The sequence below is a fragment of the Listeria immobilis genome (genome assembly GCF_014322765.1).
GTDB classification, from domain to species: Bacteria; Bacillota; Bacilli; order Lactobacillales; family Listeriaceae; genus Listeria; species Listeria immobilis.
The window spans coordinates 109,598-128,097 of record NZ_JAASTZ010000002.1 but is presented as its reverse complement, the minus strand read 5'-3'; the positions used below and the strand labels follow the sequence as shown (position 1 = coordinate 128,097).

The window sequence follows — 18,500 nt, the reverse complement described above, 5'->3', positions numbered from 1 at the left end:
TTATTAGGTATTGCCCGCATTACCGGTAACAAGCCACAAACACATACTATCATCAATTGAAATCGCTGTCAATAGATGGTTTTTATTTTATTTTTTGCTTTTATAGTTTCTGAATTGCTGGAACAAACTATGTTACATCTACTACTTCTTTTTTGTAAGTACATTCTAAGTTTAATGGTAAATGTTTTTCCTTTTGGCGCTGGTAACAATTTGGTATGGGTGTATCAAAAAACAAGTATTGCCTCTTATTAAATCTTCACTCTGCAATTTTCACGGGCAATCCGCCATCTTGAAATTGTTTGTATAATGTACGATTTATTTTGTTATCCGTAATCAATAAATTAATATTTTCCGCCGCCGTGATACTCGCAGTGGAAATAACTCCCATTTTGGTATGATCCAACAATGCCACGAGTTTATTGGTTCGCTTAGCTAGAAGTCGCTTTAATTCAGTTTCATAAATGTTGAAATCTGTTAAACCTTCTTCCATAGTAAAGCCTTTTGCTGACATAAAACATATATCCGCATGAATATTTTCAATTAAATTAGAACCAAGAATTCCTTCAAGTGTAAAAGAATTTGTAGTAACAATACCACCAGTTAAAATAACGCTAATATTTGGATTATCTTTTAACTCAATTGCTGTATAAAGCCCGCTTGTAATTACAGTGAGTCTGGTGAAGCCATGTAATTCTTTTGCAAGCGCAAGTGCAGTCGAACTAGCATCCAGAATAATTGTTTGGTTGTTTTTTACTAAAGTCACCGCTTCCTTCGCAATTGCTTCTTTTTCTTCTATATTACGAATAATTCGATCGTTAAAATTAGTAAATTTTTCTTCGCTTTTTAAAAGTACCGCACCCCCGTGCACTTTTTTTATCATCCCGCTTTCTTCTAATGCAGATAAATCATTTCGGATGGTGCTAATAGAGACATCCAAGATACGACTTAATTCTGGTACAGTTATTTTGTTATTTTGGTCTAGTAGATGAATTATTTTATTTTGTCTTTCAAATGGAAACATCTGCTCGCCCTCCTTTGACTATAAATGATTTCTTTATGTATATACATATTACCTAAAAAAATAACAAAACACAAATTTATTCTCAAAAGCACAACAAATAATAATACTTTACAGCAAAACACAATTATGTTAGGATTTAAATAACAAACAAACACAACTAAAAACAGAAAGGAGCAACGCGATGATAAGTATTATTTTAGTATCCCATAGCCAGAAAATCACAGAAGGACTACAAGAAATGATTGTTGAAATGGTTGGCGATACGGTACATGTTATATCTTCAGGGGGAACTGGTGATGGACGTCTTGGTACAAACGCACTTATGATAGCAGATAATATTTCCGCTTGCACTCATTCAGAACATATTTATATTTTTTGCGATATTGGAAGCGCTATCTTAAGTGCCGAAACATCACTAGAATTATTAGACCCCGACCTTCTCGAAAAAACTACTATTATTGATGCCCCACTAGTTGAAGGCGCTTTTACTGCCGCTGTTCAATCTCTCGTTAATCCATCCAAAGAAGCTATTTTACAGGAACTTACAAATACACATTAAACGTAATAAAACGCAACTTAATAATTGGCAATATTGTAAATTTAATTTCACATGACAATACTATGTTTGAAAGGAGTTTATTATGAAATTCTTTAGAGGAACAATTGGTTATTGTATTGCAGGCATGCTTGTTATGAGTGTTTGGACTCCCCTTGCCACTGACTATGGTATTTTCGGAGGTTATCTAGCAGCATTTATCATTATTGGTCCAATGTGGTTTATGAATCACTATGTTGGTTTAATTGAAAACGATGAAGATGCTGCGTTTGTCGACATGGCTGTTGGAATTGGGATTTGTGGAATTATGCGTGACGTCTTTATTCAAGGTGGCAGCGAGCTTGTTACTTCGCTACCAACAATTGGTCTTGTAGCAATTGGCGCAGTACTTGCGGGAATTGTTTCAGCAATTATTGAAAAAGATATGGCAAAGAAAAAGGAAGCAAAACAAGAAAAAACAGAACCTGGCACAAATATTCAAGAAGAAGAACGCTTAAACAAAAATCAATTAGTCTAAAAAGGAGTGTAAATAATGAGCATAAGTATTGCATTAGCAACGATTGCAGGTGGCTTTTTATTCCCTTTTGCTATTCGAATGATGTGGGGGAAAATGGTTGATGAATGGGGAGCTATCGGAGGTTGGATGGCAGCAGCATTTATCGTTGGAACAGTTTGGACTATTAATCACGGTATCCCAAAATCAATGATCTATCAATCTGGTACAGTTTGGGTAGATATGGCAGTTGCAGCCGGAATTGGTGTATTCACTGCCTCCCTTTTAACAGGCGGAAAATTTTCTAAATCAGTGGTAAATCTGGCGGCAGCACTTGTTGGTGGAACTATTGGCGGATTTTTATTATCCTTATTCTTATAAAAATTTTGAGGAGGAACAAAAATGAGACGTTTAGTGAACGATGGCTATGAAGCAGTAGAAGAAATGTTGGCTGGATATGTGGCGGCACAAGGAAAATATGTTGATTTTGCCGAAAATGACAAACGCGTTATTGTAAGCAAACAAATAAGCGAGGAACCACGGGTACGTATCATTGTTGGTGGCGGCTCTGGACACGAACCACTTTTCTTAGGTTATGTTGGGAAAGATTTTGCTGATGCTGCTGTTGTAGGTAATATCAATACTTCTCCCTCCCCCGAACCTTGCTACAATGCAGTAAAAGCTGTTGATAGCGGCAAAGGCTGTCTCTATATGTACGGAAATTATGCTGGCGATGTGATGAACTTCGATATGGGTGCAGAACTGGCGGCAGATGACGGAATACGCGTAGAAACCGTCCTTGTAACTGACGATATTTATTCCGCAGAAAAAGTGGAAGATCGGCGCGGTGTAGCTGGTGACTTAATCGTCTTTAAAGCAGCGGCATCAGCAGCAGCAAAAGGACTTGACCTAGACGCTGTAAAACAAGCAGCCGAAAAAGCAAATGCAAATACTTATTCGATGGGAGTCGCATTATCCTCTTCTACACTTCCTGTAACCGGTAAAGCAATTTTTGAAATGCATGAAGGCGAAATGGAAGTTGGTATGGGAATTCATGGGGAGCCTGGAATAAAACGTTCTTCCGTTGAACCAGCAGATAAAGTAGTTGACCAGATTATGGGATTTTTATTAGAAGAGATGAAACTTAAAGCTGATGAAGAAGTACATGTCTTAATTAATGGACTCGGCGGTTTACCAGTAATGGACCAATATATTTGTTATCGCCGTGTCGATGAAATTTTGAAAGAAAAAGGTGTTCAAATTCATCATCCACTTGTCGGGAACTATGCAACTTCGATGGATATGATTGGGATGTCGATTACCCTTGTTCGTTTAGACGATGAACTAAAAGAATTACTAGACACCCCTTGCGACACACCATACTTCAAATTGGACTAAATTACTACTGGAGGAATAAAAATGAGCGAATTAGTTATGGATAGTGCTTTTTTCGGCCAAGTTTTACAAGATATGGGAGCGCTAATTGAAAAAGAACGCGATTATTTAACCGAGCTAGATTCAGATATTGGTGATGGTGATCATGGTATCAATTTAAGCATCGGTTTCCGTGAATTAAATAAACAATTAGACGAATTGCTAGCAGTATCCCCTGATGTTGCAACTTTACTCAAAAAATCCGGAATGATTTTATTAGGTAAAGTTGGCGGTGCATCTGGTCCGCTCTATGGTAGCTTTTTTATGAAATGTGGTGCGGATGTAGCAGGAAAAACGGAAATTAGCTTTGATGATCTTTGCGGCATGATTATTAACGGAGCAGCGGCAGTTCAACATCGCGGAAAAGCAGAACTTGGTAATAAAACCATGATGGATGCTTTTTTGCCAGGGGTAGAAGTTCTAAAAAACCGGGCTGTAGATGCAGATCCTGTAGTTACTTTTACCGCGTTTGTTGATGCTATGCACGCTGGCGCTCAGTCCACTATTCCGCTTATCGCTAAAAAAGGACGCGCCTTAAGACTTGGTGAACGAGCGATTGGTCACCTTGATCCTGGCTCGGAGTCGTCTTGGATGCTAATGAATGTTATTTTAGAAAATTTAAAAAAGGCGGTCTAACTTATGCGTAAACCTTTAGTTGGTATTAATATGAAAAATTATATTAACACGCGAAAAGAAACAGCTGAATGGTTAGAATCAACTATCCCCCTACTTGAAAATTTTTCTAATGTGGATACGTTCATTTTTCCTTCGATGGGCACATTAGAAACAACTGCCACTATTTTAGCAAATCGCTCATTTGGTTTTGGTCCACAAAATATGGCGCCGGAGAGATCCGGCCCCCTTACTGGGGAGTTTTCAGTAGAATCGATAATTGATTTAAAAGCAAATTATGTAGAGATTGGTCATGCCGAACGAAAAAATATTTTCCATGAAGAGCAAAACCAAATCGCAAAGAAAATCAAGCTAGCACTAGACGCGAAGGTTACTCCTGTCGTTTGTATTGGGGAGCAAATTCAAGCAACAAACAGACTTGATTTAAAAGCAGCACTCCAACCACAAATCAATGCTTTATTTAGAGAAATTGCTTTATCTGAGTGGCAAAATGTTGTTTTAGCGTACGAACCAGAATGGGCAATCGGCAAAGCTGTTTCTGCGGATACAACTTATATCGAAAATGCGCACCAAACTTTACGAGACATCATTCGTGAAATTGGTGGCAACGATTCACTTGTAAGAATTATTTATGGCGGCTCTGTTAGCAAAGAAAATGCCGCAGAAATTGTTCGTCAAAAAAACGTAGATGGCTTATTTGTTGGAAGATTTGGTCACAAACCACAAAATTTTGCCGACATTGTTGCTATCGTTAGCCAAATGAAAGGATGATTTAGCATGAAAATCGCAATCGGTTGTGATGAAATGGGATTTGAACTAAAACAAGTTCTCATCGCACGTTTACAGGAGAAAAATATTGAATGCACGGATTTCGGTAGCTTTGAAAATGAAAAAGTACTTTACCCTAGCATCGCCGAAAAAGTAGCATTAGAAGTTAAAAATAATGGGTATGATCGTGGAATCCTGATTTGTGGCACAGGTATTGGAATGGCGATTACTGCTAACAAAATCCACGGAATAAGAGCTGCACAAATTCATGACTCCTACTCAGCAGAGCGGGCGAGAAAGAGTAATGACGCACATATTATGACTATGGGGGCACTCGTCATCGGACCATCTCTTGCCGTCTCGCTTTTAGACACATGGCTTGATAGTGACTTTTCAGGTGGTCGTTCACAAGCAAAAGTAGATTTAATGGAAGAAATCGACCAGAAAAATAGATAAAAATTTATTGGAGGTAATGAAAATGACTTTTAAGGGTTTTGATAAAGATTTTAATATTACAGATAAAGTAGCAGTTGTAACAGGTGCAGCAAGCGGGATTGGGAAAGCAATGGCAGAACTTTTTTCCGAAAAAGGTGCTTATGTTGTTTTGCTTGATATTAAGGAAGATGTAAAAGATGTCGCAGCAAAAATCAATCCATCAAGAACGCTCGCACTTCAAGTCGATATCACTAAAAAAGAAAATATCGAAAATGCCGTCGCTGAAATAAAAAAAGTCTACCCCAAAATTGATATATTAGCAAACTCAGCAGGTGTCGCACTTCTTGAAAAAGCAGAAGATTTACCAGAAGAATATTGGGATAAAACCATGGAGCTTAACTTAAAAGGCTCCTTCCTCATGGCGCAAATTATCGGTCGTGAAATGATAGCAACTGGTGGCGGAAAAATCGTTAATATGGCATCTCAAGCATCTGTCATCGCCCTTGATAAACATGTTGCATACTGCGCTAGCAAAGCAGCTATTGTTTCTATGACACAAGTACTAGCAATGGAATGGGCTCCTTACAATATTAACGTTAATGCCATTTCACCAACTGTTATTTTAACAGAACTCGGCAAAAAAGCATGGGCCGGTCAAGTCGGTGAAGATATGAAAAAATTAATTCCCGCTGGTAGATTTGGTTATCCAGAAGAAGTGGCGGTCTGCGCACTATTTTTAGTCAGTGATGCTGCAAGCCTAATTACTGGCGAAAATCTAATAATCGACGGCGGATACACGATTAAATAATCAATTCAGCATTAAATTCCAGCTGAGAGAATGGAGCGAGTAGTAATGAAATTTTTCTTAGACACGGCAAGCGTTACCGAAATCAAACGAATTAGCGAACTAGGTTTAGTGGATGGGGTCACTGCAAACCCAACAATTATTGCCAAAGAAGGACGTCCATTTGAAGAAGTAATCAAAGAAATCTGTTCTATCGTAGAAGGTCCTGTTAGCGCAGAAGTCATCGGTTTAGAAGCAGATAAAATGATTGAAGAAGCACGAATCCTAGCAAAATGGGCACCAAATGTAGTTGTAAAAATACCTATGACAGAATCAGGTTTAAAAGCAGTCCATACACTTGCAGCAGAAGGAATAAAAACAAATGTTACGCTTATTTTCACCGTTTCCCAAGGGCTGATGGCAGCAAAAGCCGGAGCAACATATGTTAGCCCCTTCTTAGGCAGACTTGACGATATTGGTACAGACGGCATTCTCTTAATCAAAAATCTCAAAACCGTTCTAGATAACTACGGACTTAAAGCAGAAATCATCTCCGCTAGTATTCGTCATATTGGTCATCTCGAGGAAGCCGCTGAAGCTGGAGCGCATATCGCAACAATTCCTGGCAGCCTATTTCCAAAACTTTGGTCCCATCCCTTGACTGACAAAGGCATCGAAGGATTTTTAAAAGATTGGGAAGCCTTCAGTCAGAAAGAAGGCAATTAATATGAGTAGAATTGATGAACAAATGGTAAATTCCATTCGCGTTTTATCAATGGATATGATTGAAAAAGCAAACTCTGGACATCCTGGCTTACCAATGGGAGCCGCACCAATGGCATTCGCTCTTTGGAAAAACCATCTCAAGTTCAATCCAGAACATCCAACTTGGTTTAACCGTGATCGTTTCGTACTTTCGGCAGGACACGGCTCAGCAATGCTTTATAGTTTGCTCCATCTATTTGGTTACGATTTACCAATATCCGAACTAAAAAAATTCCGCCAAACTGGTAGTAAAACCCCTGGACATCCTGAGTTCGGTCATACAGTTGGAGTAGATGCAACGACTGGCCCACTCGGTCAAGGATTCGCAATGGGTGTTGGAATGGCAATGGCCGAAGCTCATCTTGGAGCCAAATTCAATCAACCAGAATTCCCTGTCATCGACCATCATACGTATGTCCTTTGTGGCGACGGCTGTTTAATGGAGGGTATTTCTTATGAAGCAGCTTCTCTTGCCGGTCATTTAAAACTAGGAAAACTGGTTGTCTTATACGATTCCAATGATATTTCACTTGATGGGGATTTAAACGAATCTTTTTCCGAGGATATAGAATTGCGATTCCGTTCTGCAGGTTGGCAAACGCTACGTGTTGATGATGGGAATGACTTGGATGCACTCGATGCCGCTATCCACCTAGCTAAAACGGAAAAATCTCGCCCCACTTTAATTGAAGTAAAAACCGTCATCGGCTATGGTAGTCCCGGAAAAGCTGGTAAATCAGCCGCACACGGATCCCCACTTGGCGAAAAAGAGCTTAAACTAGCAAAAGCAGCCTATGACTGGCAAATGCCTCCTTTTGAGCTACCAAAAACGGTAGAAAACCAAAAAGAATTTTATCATTCTAAAGGTCGTGCAAGTGAAAGCAACTGGCTTCGAACTTTTAATGCCTACAAACAAAAATATCCAGAACTTGCCGAAAGCCTGCAACAACTAATGGATGGTAATTTGACAAATGATTGGGACTTGGAGTTGCCAGTTTTTCACGAAAAAGACAACCCGGCTATTGCAACACGGGAAGTTTCTGGTATCGTCTTGCAGGAACTTGAGAAAAAACTACCCAACTTATTCGGTGGGGCAGCTGATTTAGCCTCTTCCAATAAAACGAATTTAAAAGCAAGTGATAGGTTTGCTCCTGAGAACTATGCTGGTAAAAACATCTCATTTGGCGTCCGCGAATTTGCCATGGGAGCCGCTGTCAACGGTATGACCCTTCACGGTGGCGTTCAAGCATTTGGTGCTACTTTCTTCGTTTTCTCTGATTATCTTCGTTCCGCCATTCGTTCGGCAGCGCTAATGGGTATTCCGTCTACATTCATTATGACGCATGACTCCATTGCTGTTGGAGAAGACGGCCCTACACACGAGCCAATCGAGCATTTAGCTTCCTTCCGTGCAATGCCTGGTCTAACTGTCATTCGACCGGCAGATGGTAACGAAACTGTCGAAGCCTATCGTTATACTTTTAACCAGAAAATACAACCAACCATGCTCGTGTTAAGCCGGCAAAACTTACCAATCCTTCCAGGTAGCGCAGAAAAAGCTAAAACTGGTCTAGCAAAAGGTGCCTATATTTTGGCTGACTCTCCGCTTGATCAATTAGATATTCTCTTGCTAGCTTCTGGATCAGAAGTCCATTTAATGACAGCCGTTAGAGAAAAATTAGCAAAACAAGGCTACGGCGCACGTGTAGTCAGTATGCCCAGCTTCGACCTATTTGAAAAACAAAGCCCAGAATACAAAGAATCCATTTTACCCAAAGCAGTTAAAACACGTTTTGCTGCTGAAATGGGCGCTTCTTATGGGTGGCACAAATACCTTGGCGATTCAGGAAAAATGTTAGCAATTGACTCGTTTGGAATGTCTGGATCTGGTGATGAATTAGCAGCACACTTTGGATTCACCATAGATAACTTAACCAAACTTGCATTACAACAATTATAGAAAAAAGGCTTGAGACTTGTTATCTCAGGCCTTTTTATTAAAGTGCTTTACTGATTACGCTAAGTCCAATAAATAAAAACAATAATGCCATAATAAGCGAATTATTTTGAATCAGCCATTTGCGCGTGCTATCTAATACATTATTAAGTCGATCTCCTGCTATTAAAAAGGCAATAGTTGGGATATAGATAGAACAACAAGCAATAATACCAAATAAAATTATTGCCATCGTTTCTTGTCCTCCGATCAAATTAAGTGCCCCAACACTAACTCCTGCAGTAAGTGAAAGCAACATATTTTTAGGATTTACCGCTGATAGTAAGAAAGCAAAAATCATTGCTCCACCTGGCTTAATATTGTTCATTTTAGCAAACCATTTCGGGGTATCCGCTTTCTCCCCTTTTTTAGGTCGTTTTGTGAAATCATGCGCTCCTAGTAAAATCAACAGAACGCCCAATACAATAAGAACTATTTTTACTAACATGGACTGATCCCCTGACGTGTTTACAGCTGAACCCATTACAAATAATCCAATAAAGAAAATAACAATATTACCGATAATCCAACCTAACGTATAAAAAATACTATTAATGCGAGCCTTGTTACTAAGTAAAATCAAAATAAGTCCGACAATTGGAAATGGGCTAATTAAAATCCCCACGGCAGGTGATAAAATTGCTGATACTGCTGAATCCATCATGTTCCTCCTTTTTTAGCTAGTTATTTCTATCTAACCATTACCTTATACCCTTTATTTCCAAAACTAAAATAGCATTACCCTTTTTATTGACTAATAACAACACATTTGATATATTTTATAATATAAATAGGAATGTTACCGGCAAAAACTGGGCATAACCAAATATTTTTCTAAGTAGCATGTTTTCGCATGTATTTAGAAAAGTATTTGGTTTTTTTAATAAATACTTTAAAACGAAGAAAAGGAGATTTTAACATGAAAACAAACACTGGATTTCCGGCCGATTTTTTATGGGGTGGTGCAGCTGCAGCAAACCAATTTGAAGGCGCATACAATGTTGATGGGAAAGGACTTACCGTTCAAGATGTTACTCCAAAAGGCGGATTTGGCGCTATTACTGATGGTCCAACCCCAGATAACTTAAAATTAGAAGGAATCGATTTCTATCACCGTTATAAAGACGATGTAAAACTTTTTGCAGAAATGGGCTTTAAGGTTTTCCGCACCTCTATCGCTTGGTCTCGTATCTTCCCAAATGGAGACGAAACAGAACCAAACGAAGCAGGACTGCAATTTTATGATGATTTATTTGATGAATTATTAGCGCATAATATTGAACCGCTTATTACCCTATCTCACTATGAAACACCACTTCACCTATCAAAAACATATGACGGCTGGGTTAATCGCAAAATGATCAACTTCTACGAAAACTATGTTCGAACTGTTTTTAATCGCTATAAAGGAAAAGTGAAATACTGGTTAACTTTTAATGAAATTAACTCCATTTTACATGCACCATTCATGAGTGGCGGAATTTCCACAAGTCCAGATAAATTGTCCCAAAAAGACTTATATCAAGCTGTTCATCATGAACTTGTGGCGAGCGCATTAGCAACAAAAATCGGTCACGAAATCATGCCAGAAGCAAAAATCGGTTGTATGGTTCTTGCAATGCCAACATACCCACTTACTTCCAATCCTGATGACATCATTGCTGTAATGGAAGCAGAACGCAAAAACTATTTCTTCTCTGATGTGCATGTCCGTGGAACTTATCCCGGCTATATGAAACGCTACTTCGCTGAAAACAATATCGAATTAGATGTTACTGCAGAAGACTTAGAAATTCTTAAAAACACCGTTGACTTCATCTCTTTCAGCTACTATATGAGCACAACCGAAACAGCCGATGAGTCAAAACGTAAAGAAGGCGCAGGAAACATCCTAGGCGGCGTACAAAACCCTTACCTAGAAGCATCCGAATGGGGTTGGCAAATCGATCCTAAAGGGCTACGTGTTGTTCTAAACGACTTCTGGGATAGATACCAAAAACCACTTTTCATCGTTGAAAACGGTCTTGGTGCTATTGATAAATTAGAAGAAGATGCTGACGGAAACCCTACAGTTAATGACGATTACCGGATTGATTATTTGAGCTCCCACTTATCGCAAGTGAAAGAAGCGATTAAAGACGGCGTTGAGTTAATGGGTTACACTTCTTGGGGTTGTATTGACCTAGTTAGTGCTTCTACTGCTGAAATGAAGAAACGTTATGGTTTTATTTATGTGGATCGTAATAATGATGGTAGTGGCTCGCTTAATCGCTATAAGAAGAAGAGCTTTGATTGGTACAAAAATGTGATTGCGAATAATGGGGAAGATTTGTAATAGAATAAAAACCGAGGTTGGCCGATTTAATTGGCCAACCTCATTTTTTTATATAGAGCTCGCTGATATTATCACAGTCAACTTGATTTATTTCACAAGATCCGCAAATGAAATCAACTGACAACCATTTTTTTCAAGCCAGTCTCGCACTCGAACGTCGCAAATTGTCGCCAGTTCACGACATCGCATTAAGGTATAAGAAGAATTATCAAGTACAAATTGATCGAGAAAACCTACATCAAAATGCATTTCAGCAATTTCGTCTGGCGCCATTTTGAGTAAGCCAAAATCGTCGGCGTCGATGATTAGTTTGCCATGGGTGGTCTCCTTTTAATTTCAATATTTAAACTAATTTATTTCAGACAATTAGATTAGTTTTATCAATATTATTAGCCCCAAATGATAGATCGGCACATTCATCAAGTGAAAATTTTCTAGAAATATACTATATTGAAAACATTCTACTCAAATGACCATTTCCCGCTCCTCACACTTGATCACTTTGCATTATCAAAAATAAGCATGAAAACTAACTATAAACATACTTGTGTGATAAAAAGTGGCATTGATTTTCTTAGAACCGAACTATGATTGAGGTAATCGCAGCTATTTTTCGCTTCATTTAGATACTTTATTCTCATTATCTTGCAAAAAGCACCTCTTGTTAAATTCACTTCACTCGAGTTTAACAATTGATGCTTTTTATTTCATGTTAGTGAGTTAGTTTCTTTGATAAAAAACACATTACTAGTACAATGTCTATTTCTTTTGTTCATTCATATAATTAGCAATAGGGAGCAACATTTCAAATGCTAGCTTAACGGGAACTGCGTTTCCAATTTGTTTATACTGTTGATTTAATCTATGATTTTTTGAAACTTTAATATTTCTTCCTGCTGAAAACTCAAACCAATCTGGAAAAGTTTGAATTCTAGCTACTTCCTTCACTGATAATCTTCTATTTGTATCACCTACTAATTGCCAAATATCTTTATCAAGTTTTTCCATTGGCTTACCAGATGGATGTAAGGGAGCTTGTCGTCCAGAAGCTTGAATAGTAAAACTTTGATCCTCCCATGTCTTTTTTCTATTTCTTGATAAATACATTGAAGAAAAGCTTCCTTCATAAGAATCTCCTGGATTATCTAATAAATCAAAAATAGAATCTCTTAAAGTTACGAACGGTGACATTCCTTTTTCTGTACCATTTGTTGGAGCAGGAAGATGATACTCAAAATCAGGTTGCTTGGTTTCATGCGTGCCAATTAAAAAAACACGCTCTCTTAGCTGCGGAACACCATAATCTCTTGAATTAACAAGAAATGCTTTTACTTTGTACCCCGCTGAGGAGAAGTCTTGAATAACCTGATTAAAAACTTCTCCTTTAGCTAAAGTTATTAGCCCCTTAACATTTTCTGCCACAAAAAATTCAGGCTGACTTTGCACAAGCGCACGAATAAAGTGGATATATAAGAAATTTCTTTCATCGTCAATTAATCTGGGACCTGCTGCTGAAAAACCAGGACACGGAAACCCACCAATCATTAAATCACATTTAGGAAAATTAGGTATTTTTCGAATATCTAATTCTTGTTTTAAAATATTACTTTGAAAGTTGGCTAAATATGTCTCATTAGCTTCTTTAAACATATCGTTTGAATAAACAATATTAAACAAACTTTCTTTTCTAATTTCTTTGTATCGGCGATAATTATTCAAAAGTTCTAAAGGCTGTTCTTTTCTATCTTTTCTTGCATATACGCCAGCTAGCTCTAGTCCCAAGTCCAGTCCACCTGCACCTGAAAAAAGGCTGACTACATTAACTTTTTTATTATCATAATTAAGATCTGAATAATTAATTTCAGGGACAGAGAGGTTTTTTATTTTTTTATTTTCATCTTCAATCTTTGAAAGAAGTACTTTTTTTATTTCTTGTGTTGATAATGTTGAAGATGAAGTGAATTTGGATTCAGTAATCATATCTTTCAAATTTCAATCTCCTATCTAGTAAATATAATATCTAATCATAACATATTTTTTTTGTATTGGCCAGTACATTATTTCATGAGATAATATAGAAAGTTATTTACTAAATAAAAGGCTATGGTGATATTAAATGAGCGAATATTCAAATGTATTAATTGCTTTAAATAATATATTAGACAGAAATTCTTGTAGGTTAACACCAATTTTCAGAAGTAATGGCACTGCAAACGCAGCAGGCGATTCATTAGAATTTTTTGTGAAAGATATGTTTTGTACCGGAGCATCTGCATATCAACATGAAGTTGATAAAGAAAAATACTATGACAAATATTTAAGTTGGAAAGGAAACAGCTCTAACTTCCCTGACTTTATTATTAAAGAAGGTGTGGGAGTTGAACCCAAAAAAATGAATGGTGTTGGTACTGGTAATTTAGCACTTAATAGTTCATTTCCGAAAGCATATATCTATCCTGATACTCAAAACCTTCCCATTAAAGAACTAATTACAGAATCACAGTGGGAAAAAAAAGAAGTTGTATATGTAATAGGCAATTTGAATAAAAAAGATGACAAGCTTTTTAGATTATGGCTAGCATATGGAAATACTTTTATTGCAAGCGAATCAATATATTTAGATTTAAAAGAAAGTGTTAAAGAAGCCGTGGTAGACCTTCCAGATGCTATATTTGTTGATACTAAAGAGTTTGGTCGAATAAAAAAAGTAGATCCACTTGGTATTTCAAATTTAAGATTACGTGGAATGTGGGAATTATCACATCCAGAAGTGGTTTTTCAAAAATATTTACAAATGCATAAAATACCAGAAAATGCTACTAAAATAAATTTGATTATCACAGAGAATGAGTATGAAAATCTTTCAGAAAAACCAGACTTATCTCGTTATATTGAAGAAAATAGATTGCAGATCCAGAAAATATTAATTCCAAATCCAAATAACTTAGAAGAAGAGATTTCTGCATATTTATTTGAAGCATTTACTGATTGAAATAAAATATAGAGCCAATAAAAGATAACTACTCTATTTGGCTCTATATTTATTTTTCATATAAAATTACAACAATATTCAAATAAAATGGCTTTCTGATTTTGGAGATAAGAACTGCAAAAGTTTAAATTTAGCCTAAATAAATTTTGACCAATATATAAAATCATACTATAATTAATTTTATATAGATAACAATTGTTTTAACCCCCTTCAAAAATTCAGCTAAACATAAACTCATTACACCTTCCAAATATTAACCGCAACCTCAGCTAAGTTTTTTTGCCGTTCTTGAATTGTCTCTATGGTCCATTCTTCATATTCTAACAACTCTTTCGTCAACTGAACTTGTGAAAATTCATAGACTCCTTTTTTCTCATTAAATACTTTATTGGTAGATTTTTTATTATACTCCCCACCAAGTAAAGTAAGATTTCCTAATTTCCACAAATATTCTCCATGATCTTCTTTAAGAATATCCCAGTCATTTGCTTTTACTGGCATTATATGTTCAATATGAATTTTGTTATTATCATTTAAGACAGCTACTTCCTTAGAATAACTGTCATTAATTTTTTTCAAAATATATCTTATACTAGGCTTATTTTTTATTTCAAAATTAGAAAAGTTATGTATAAAATCATTGTCTGTTACAGTGTTCTTACCTAATAAATTCATAATTTCTTCAACTTCACTAATGTCTTCTTGATAAATTCTGAATGCTATTTTTGAAAATTCTGTTTCATATTTATTAGCTACCAATCCTGATACAACAAAATTCCTAACTATCAACACTTCCACACCAGTAAGAACTTCACAAATTTCCTTTGAATCAAAGTTTTTTTTCACCATAGCTAATATAATGGGGTAGAATGATTTAGCACCTAGTATTTTTATATTTTCTAACACTTGTTGAATATTAGCGTCGAAAAAATTATCTTCTGTTGGATTCACCATGCCACTATACACTTCAGATAGTCTTAATAGATCTTTCATAAAATTTGTTGCTTCAAGTGTTGTTGTTACTTTTTTTCTAATTACTTTGTACAAGTCTTTTTCTCTAATAAACAAGTTTTGTGAATTCCAAAAGTGTCTTATATATTTGGTAGTGTCAATTTTACCCAAATTATCTAACATTTGTTGCCAATCTTCTTTCACAATGTCAATTTTCTTATTAGCTACTCTAAATAAATGATTTTTCAATAAATCTGCTGTTTCTAAATCTCTTCCCCTAGCATTTAGAGTTTCGAATATAATAAATGCTTCATTTACATCATCTGTTTCAACAAACATTACTGTACATTTCTCTGTAAAATAACTAAAATATTTTTTTAAAATAGTATATTTACCTTCAAGAGTTTCAGTCAATTCGATAGATTCCGCTAATTTATTATAAAAATAAATATACGCTGAATCTATTCTCTTTTGAGATTTAGTCAGGTTTTTTAATTCGTGTGGCTCAGAAGACACTGACTGTATTCTGCTCGAAAAAAATTCCTTGTCACTTTCACCAAGAAATAGCTTCCTTTCGTCCCTATTTTGAGTATATCTTCCAATAAATTTTGTAGTAATATCATCAGAATCAAATCTCGCATCAGGCCAGCCCTCATTATTTATTTCCGTAAATAAATCTCGCATCGCTGCTAAAAAAATAACAGCTGTGCTAGTTCGTTGTTGTCCATCAATTATTAGTTTATCATTTTCTTTTTTATCCACATGTATAACAATTTGTCCAAAAAAATGACTTTCTGTTTCTTTGTTTATAATTTGATTTAGATCCATCCATAAATCTTCTAGTTCACTTTCTTCCCATGAATACTCCCTTTGATAATTAGGTATTTTGTAAACGTTTTCCATTATGTATGATCCCAAACTCCTAAAATTACTGTTAATAATGCTCATCATATCATCCCTTATGTTTTTATTTTATCTATTATCTTCCCTATCTCTATTATAATAAAAAATAACTACTTTAATTGTGAATATTTAGTTACATTTTCTTTTAAAAAGAGGAATAATATGGCTAGTTATCCTTTTATATGAGATAACTAGTACACATGCTATTTTCTGAGATAAAATAAATTCTACCTACAAAAAAATCAACACTTAATCAAAGTATTGATTCCATAAAAACTATCTAAAACTATCCTCTAAGAGTTCAAATAGCTTCACTAAAATATCTTCTGGAATTTCCTCAACTGAATCTCCAACAGAAATCTCAAAACCGCTCTTATTCTCTAGTTTCTCCTGCAAATTCCCCGAAATCCCAACACCAGTTTCGTCTTGGATTTCAGCAAGCTTTGGTTCTATTTCATTAATAGATTGCTCAAAGTGTACATGAAACATATTCGAAACCGGCACTTCCGGAACTGTTTTTACACCAGCACAAGCATTAAACCGCTCTGCTAATTTTTTCGCCGCCTGATAATAACTATTCATCTTCCCAATCCGCTGCTCAAAATAATAATCTGCCGACAAAATATAGGGATACAAACTAATCAGATCCCCGCCATATCGACGTTTCCAAATTTTTGCTTCTTGCACGAAATCAGCATCTCCAGCCAAAACAGCTCCAGCAATTGCACCAATTCCTTTATAAAATGACACATACACACTATCGAATAGCGCGCAAATTTCTTCTGTAGTTTTTTGATAAAATGGCGTTACTTCCCATAATCTGGCTCCATCTAGATGTAGTGCGATTCCTTGTGCTTTACAATATTCCGAGATTTCTTTTAATTCTTCAAAGGAAGGTAACTGTCCACCGATTTCACGTTGAGGCAGTTCAAGTAAAATGCTTGAGACTGGCTCTTGCAGTTTTTTAATATCTTCTATCGTTAAAAGCCTCGTTGCCTCACCAAGTAATATTGGCTTAATTTGCTGTAATTCTTTTAGTCCATCTTGCTCGTGAATTTCCAAGTGGGATAGTGGATGATAGGCCACACGCTGATTCTCTTGGCGGTCTGCCCAAATCCGCAATGCAATTTGTTGCGCCATTGTTCCACTTGGGAAAAACACTGCTGCTTCTTTGCCGAGGATTTTTGCCATTTTTGTTTGAAAGTTTTCAATGATAGCTCCGTTTCCATAAATGTCACTTTCTAGATTTTCATCCACATTTTGAAAAGCTTCTTTTAAAACGCTGATGTTGCGTGGACCGTTGCCACTTAGTTTATATTTTGTTTTTTGATAGCTAGATTTTAGTGTGTTTGTCATTTTGGTTCACTCCTTCTCCTACACATTATACCTAAGAATGTAAGTTTATTCTAAATTTAACTATAATAATCGCTCTTCCAGCAAAAAAACTATCCTTCTGAAAAAATCTCAAAAGAATAGTTTTTATTATTAATTTTAAAAAATAAGTAAAGATAATGGGTTTTCGATTCCACTTTTAAAGTTTAATTTTGCTTATATGTTTCCTTTATTAAGATTTTTTCTTTGTTATCTACTTTTTTCACAATTAATTTTTCACTTTGAATTTCATAAGAAAGCACAAAATTATCTTCATCACCTTTGAGCTCGATACGATACTCATCGCCCTTTTGTTCACTTTTTGTTATCTTAATATTATCTTTCGCTTTAAGAGCTGCCAAATCAGACTGCACTTTCTCTTTTTCACTTTCCGTCTCATAACTATAGGCTCTTTTACTAACTATTGGGCCATCATATTGATACTCATCGTCACCTTTTTCCTTTAATTTATAAGAATTGGTTATAGCGACTGCATCATCTATATACAATTCTTTTACATTCCCTTTCGCATCAATATCCAAATCAAGGCTGACATTTTCCGAATCAGCTGTTTCCTTGTAATTTGATCCATCGCTCATACCGATACCAGACGATTCCAACTTCCACTGTCCCGTATATTTACTATCAATAATCTCTTTACCACAACCTACTAACACAAGTAACATCCCTAATAAAATAATACTTACTACCTTTTTGCTCATCTCGTTGCTCTCCTTTTTTATGTTTTACAAGCTAATCCCGTTCGAACTCCACTATATCCATATTCTGCACAATTTCCCCAAAATACTCATCCCGCCAATCAATAAACACCTTTCTATCAAGCGAAATCCGAACCTTTTTCGTCAAATGTGAAATTGATTTAACAACAACACTATCCTCATCAAAATCCAAAATAACCACGCTTTGATCCCCAAATTCTTCCCGGTCGACCAAAATCGCAACTCCCGCCTCATCTTCATAAATCCGCACATCTAAACTAGATATTATCTCCCAGCCATTCACTCTTTTAGTCTTCATTTATTTATCTCCTCTAAACAGTAAA

Annotated in this window: 19 protein-coding genes and 1 pseudogene; 12 read left to right on the top strand and 8 right to left on the bottom strand. The window is 36.1% G+C overall.

Going from position 1 to position 18,500, the window contains the following annotated elements; translation table 11 throughout:
* Positions 1–256: 256 nt before the first annotated feature.
* Positions 257–1,021, bottom strand: a complete 765-nt coding sequence (locus HCJ50_RS01880) for a DeoR/GlpR family DNA-binding transcription regulator (protein ID WP_185346010.1) — start codon at positions 1,019–1,021, stop codon at positions 257–259.
* A 181-nt stretch (positions 1,022–1,202) separates the two neighbouring features.
* Here HCJ50_RS01880 and dhaM point away from each other — a divergent pair, with 181 nt between their 5' ends.
* From dhaM to tkt, 10 genes are all read left to right on the top strand, one after another.
* The gene (dhaM, locus tag HCJ50_RS01875) at positions 1,203–1,580 is read left to right on the top strand and encodes a dihydroxyacetone kinase phosphoryl donor subunit DhaM (protein WP_185346012.1); all 378 of its coding nucleotides are present in this window, start codon (positions 1,203–1,205) and stop codon (positions 1,578–1,580) included.
* Positions 1,581–1,662: 82 nt separating this feature from the next.
* Entirely contained in the window at positions 1,663–2,094 is a 432-nt protein-coding gene (locus tag HCJ50_RS01870; RefSeq protein WP_185346014.1) for a Lin0368 family putative glycerol transporter subunit, read from the top strand.
* Between the two features lie 15 nt (positions 2,095–2,109).
* Positions 2,110–2,451, top strand: a complete 342-nt coding sequence (locus tag HCJ50_RS01865; RefSeq protein WP_185346015.1) for a Lin0368 family putative glycerol transporter subunit — start codon at positions 2,110–2,112, stop codon at positions 2,449–2,451.
* Between the two features lie 21 nt (positions 2,452–2,472).
* A complete protein-coding gene (gene dhaK2 / locus HCJ50_RS01860) occupies positions 2,473–3,468 on the top strand; it encodes a dihydroxyacetone kinase subunit DhaK2 (RefSeq protein WP_185346017.1) in 996 nt (331 codons plus the stop codon).
* 21 nt (positions 3,469–3,489) lie between these two features.
* Positions 3,490–4,140 (top strand): dihydroxyacetone kinase subunit DhaL, encoded by a 651-nt coding sequence (gene dhaL / locus HCJ50_RS01855; protein WP_185346019.1) that lies wholly within the window; start codon positions 3,490–3,492, stop codon positions 4,138–4,140.
* A 3-nt stretch (positions 4,141–4,143) separates the two neighbouring features.
* Positions 4,144–4,908, top strand: a complete 765-nt coding sequence (locus HCJ50_RS01850; RefSeq protein WP_185346021.1) for a triose-phosphate isomerase — start codon at positions 4,144–4,146, stop codon at positions 4,906–4,908.
* Positions 4,909–4,914: 6 nt separating this feature from the next.
* The gene (gene rpiB, locus HCJ50_RS01845) at positions 4,915–5,361 is read left to right on the top strand and encodes a ribose 5-phosphate isomerase B (protein WP_185346023.1); all 447 of its coding nucleotides are present in this window, start codon (positions 4,915–4,917) and stop codon (positions 5,359–5,361) included.
* A 22-nt stretch (positions 5,362–5,383) separates the two neighbouring features.
* The gene (locus HCJ50_RS01840; RefSeq protein ID WP_185346025.1) at positions 5,384–6,148 is read left to right on the top strand and encodes an SDR family oxidoreductase; all 765 of its coding nucleotides are present in this window, start codon (positions 5,384–5,386) and stop codon (positions 6,146–6,148) included.
* Positions 6,149–6,193: 45 nt separating this feature from the next.
* Positions 6,194–6,850, top strand: coding sequence for a fructose-6-phosphate aldolase (fsa, locus tag HCJ50_RS01835; protein WP_185395459.1), 657 nt, complete (start codon positions 6,194–6,196; stop codon positions 6,848–6,850).
* A 1-nt stretch (position 6,851) separates the two neighbouring features.
* On the top strand, positions 6,852–8,849 hold the full coding sequence (tkt, locus tag HCJ50_RS01830) for a transketolase (protein WP_185346029.1): 1,998 nt from the start codon (positions 6,852–6,854) through the stop codon (positions 8,847–8,849).
* A gap of 37 nt (positions 8,850–8,886) precedes the next feature.
* Here tkt and HCJ50_RS01825 read toward each other — a convergent pair whose 3' ends face one another.
* Entirely contained in the window at positions 8,887–9,546 is a 660-nt protein-coding gene (locus HCJ50_RS01825) for a GAP family protein (protein ID WP_185346031.1), read from the bottom strand.
* A 258-nt stretch (positions 9,547–9,804) separates the two neighbouring features.
* Between HCJ50_RS01825 and HCJ50_RS01820 the strand changes: the two genes are divergently transcribed.
* Positions 9,805–11,220 (top strand): glycoside hydrolase family 1 protein, encoded by a 1,416-nt coding sequence (locus HCJ50_RS01820; protein ID WP_185346033.1) that lies wholly within the window; start codon positions 9,805–9,807, stop codon positions 11,218–11,220.
* Positions 11,221–11,307: 87 nt separating this feature from the next.
* Here the strand turns inward: HCJ50_RS01820 and HCJ50_RS01815 are convergent.
* Both HCJ50_RS01815 and HCJ50_RS01810 read right to left on the bottom strand, forming a co-directional pair.
* Positions 11,308–11,514 (bottom strand): annotated as a pseudogene (locus HCJ50_RS01815) (ChbG/HpnK family deacetylase); the annotation flags it as partial.
* Positions 11,515–11,979: 465 nt separating this feature from the next.
* Positions 11,980–13,209, bottom strand: a complete 1,230-nt coding sequence (locus HCJ50_RS01810; RefSeq protein WP_185346035.1) for a DNA cytosine methyltransferase — start codon at positions 13,207–13,209, stop codon at positions 11,980–11,982.
* Between the two features lie 127 nt (positions 13,210–13,336).
* Here HCJ50_RS01810 and HCJ50_RS01805 point away from each other — a divergent pair, with 127 nt between their 5' ends.
* Entirely contained in the window at positions 13,337–14,212 is an 876-nt protein-coding gene (locus tag HCJ50_RS01805) for an NgoPII family restriction endonuclease (RefSeq protein WP_185346037.1), read from the top strand.
* Between the two features lie 237 nt (positions 14,213–14,449).
* Here HCJ50_RS01805 and HCJ50_RS01800 read toward each other — a convergent pair whose 3' ends face one another.
* The 4 genes from HCJ50_RS01800 to HCJ50_RS01785 form a co-directional block, all read right to left on the bottom strand.
* On the bottom strand, positions 14,450–16,111 hold the full coding sequence (locus tag HCJ50_RS01800) for a DUF262 domain-containing protein (RefSeq protein WP_185395458.1): 1,662 nt from the start codon (positions 16,109–16,111) through the stop codon (positions 14,450–14,452).
* 231 nt (positions 16,112–16,342) lie between these two features.
* Positions 16,343–17,422 carry a threonine aldolase family protein gene (locus tag HCJ50_RS01795; RefSeq protein ID WP_185346041.1) on the bottom strand — a complete coding sequence of 360 codons (1,080 nt, stop codon included), beginning with the start codon at positions 17,420–17,422 and terminating at the stop codon, positions 16,343–16,345.
* Positions 17,423–17,604: 182 nt separating this feature from the next.
* Positions 17,605–18,159: a hypothetical protein gene (locus HCJ50_RS01790; protein WP_185346043.1), complete on the bottom strand. Its 555-nt coding sequence runs from the start codon at positions 18,157–18,159 to the stop codon at positions 17,605–17,607.
* Between the two features lie 31 nt (positions 18,160–18,190).
* Positions 18,191–18,475 carry a hypothetical protein gene (locus HCJ50_RS01785; RefSeq protein ID WP_185336052.1) on the bottom strand — a complete coding sequence of 95 codons (285 nt, stop codon included), beginning with the start codon at positions 18,473–18,475 and terminating at the stop codon, positions 18,191–18,193.
* Positions 18,476–18,500 lie beyond the last annotated feature (25 nt).

Coding starts and splice junctions, on each gene's coding strand:
- HCJ50_RS01800 (WP_185395458.1), bottom strand. CDS start 16,111: ATGAGCATTATTAACAGTAATTTTAGGAGTTTGGGATCATACATAATG.
- HCJ50_RS01790 (WP_185346043.1), bottom strand. CDS start 18,159: ATGAGCAAAAAGGTAGTAAGTATTATTTTATTAGGGATGTTACTTGTG.
- HCJ50_RS01820 (WP_185346033.1), top strand. CDS start 9,805: ATGAAAACAAACACTGGATTTCCGGCCGATTTTTTATGGGGTGGTGCA.
- rpiB (WP_185346023.1), top strand. CDS start 4,915: ATGAAAATCGCAATCGGTTGTGATGAAATGGGATTTGAACTAAAACAA.
- HCJ50_RS01795 (WP_185346041.1), bottom strand. CDS start 17,422: ATGACAAACACACTAAAATCTAGCTATCAAAAAACAAAATATAAACTA.
- dhaM (WP_185346012.1), top strand. CDS start 1,203: ATGATAAGTATTATTTTAGTATCCCATAGCCAGAAAATCACAGAAGGA.
- HCJ50_RS01805 (WP_185346037.1), top strand. CDS start 13,337: ATGAGCGAATATTCAAATGTATTAATTGCTTTAAATAATATATTAGAC.
- fsa (WP_185395459.1), top strand. CDS start 6,194: ATGAAATTTTTCTTAGACACGGCAAGCGTTACCGAAATCAAACGAATT.
- dhaK2 (WP_185346017.1), top strand. CDS start 2,473: ATGAGACGTTTAGTGAACGATGGCTATGAAGCAGTAGAAGAAATGTTG.
- HCJ50_RS01850 (WP_185346021.1), top strand. CDS start 4,144: ATGCGTAAACCTTTAGTTGGTATTAATATGAAAAATTATATTAACACG.
- HCJ50_RS01865 (WP_185346015.1), top strand. CDS start 2,110: ATGAGCATAAGTATTGCATTAGCAACGATTGCAGGTGGCTTTTTATTC.
- tkt (WP_185346029.1), top strand. CDS start 6,852: ATGAGTAGAATTGATGAACAAATGGTAAATTCCATTCGCGTTTTATCA.
- HCJ50_RS01880 (WP_185346010.1), bottom strand. CDS start 1,021: ATGTTTCCATTTGAAAGACAAAATAAAATAATTCATCTACTAGACCAA.
- HCJ50_RS01825 (WP_185346031.1), bottom strand. CDS start 9,546: ATGGATTCAGCAGTATCAGCAATTTTATCACCTGCCGTGGGGATTTTA.
- HCJ50_RS01870 (WP_185346014.1), top strand. CDS start 1,663: ATGAAATTCTTTAGAGGAACAATTGGTTATTGTATTGCAGGCATGCTT.
- HCJ50_RS01840 (WP_185346025.1), top strand. CDS start 5,384: ATGACTTTTAAGGGTTTTGATAAAGATTTTAATATTACAGATAAAGTA.
- HCJ50_RS01785 (WP_185336052.1), bottom strand. CDS start 18,475: ATGAAGACTAAAAGAGTGAATGGCTGGGAGATAATATCTAGTTTAGAT.
- dhaL (WP_185346019.1), top strand. CDS start 3,490: ATGAGCGAATTAGTTATGGATAGTGCTTTTTTCGGCCAAGTTTTACAA.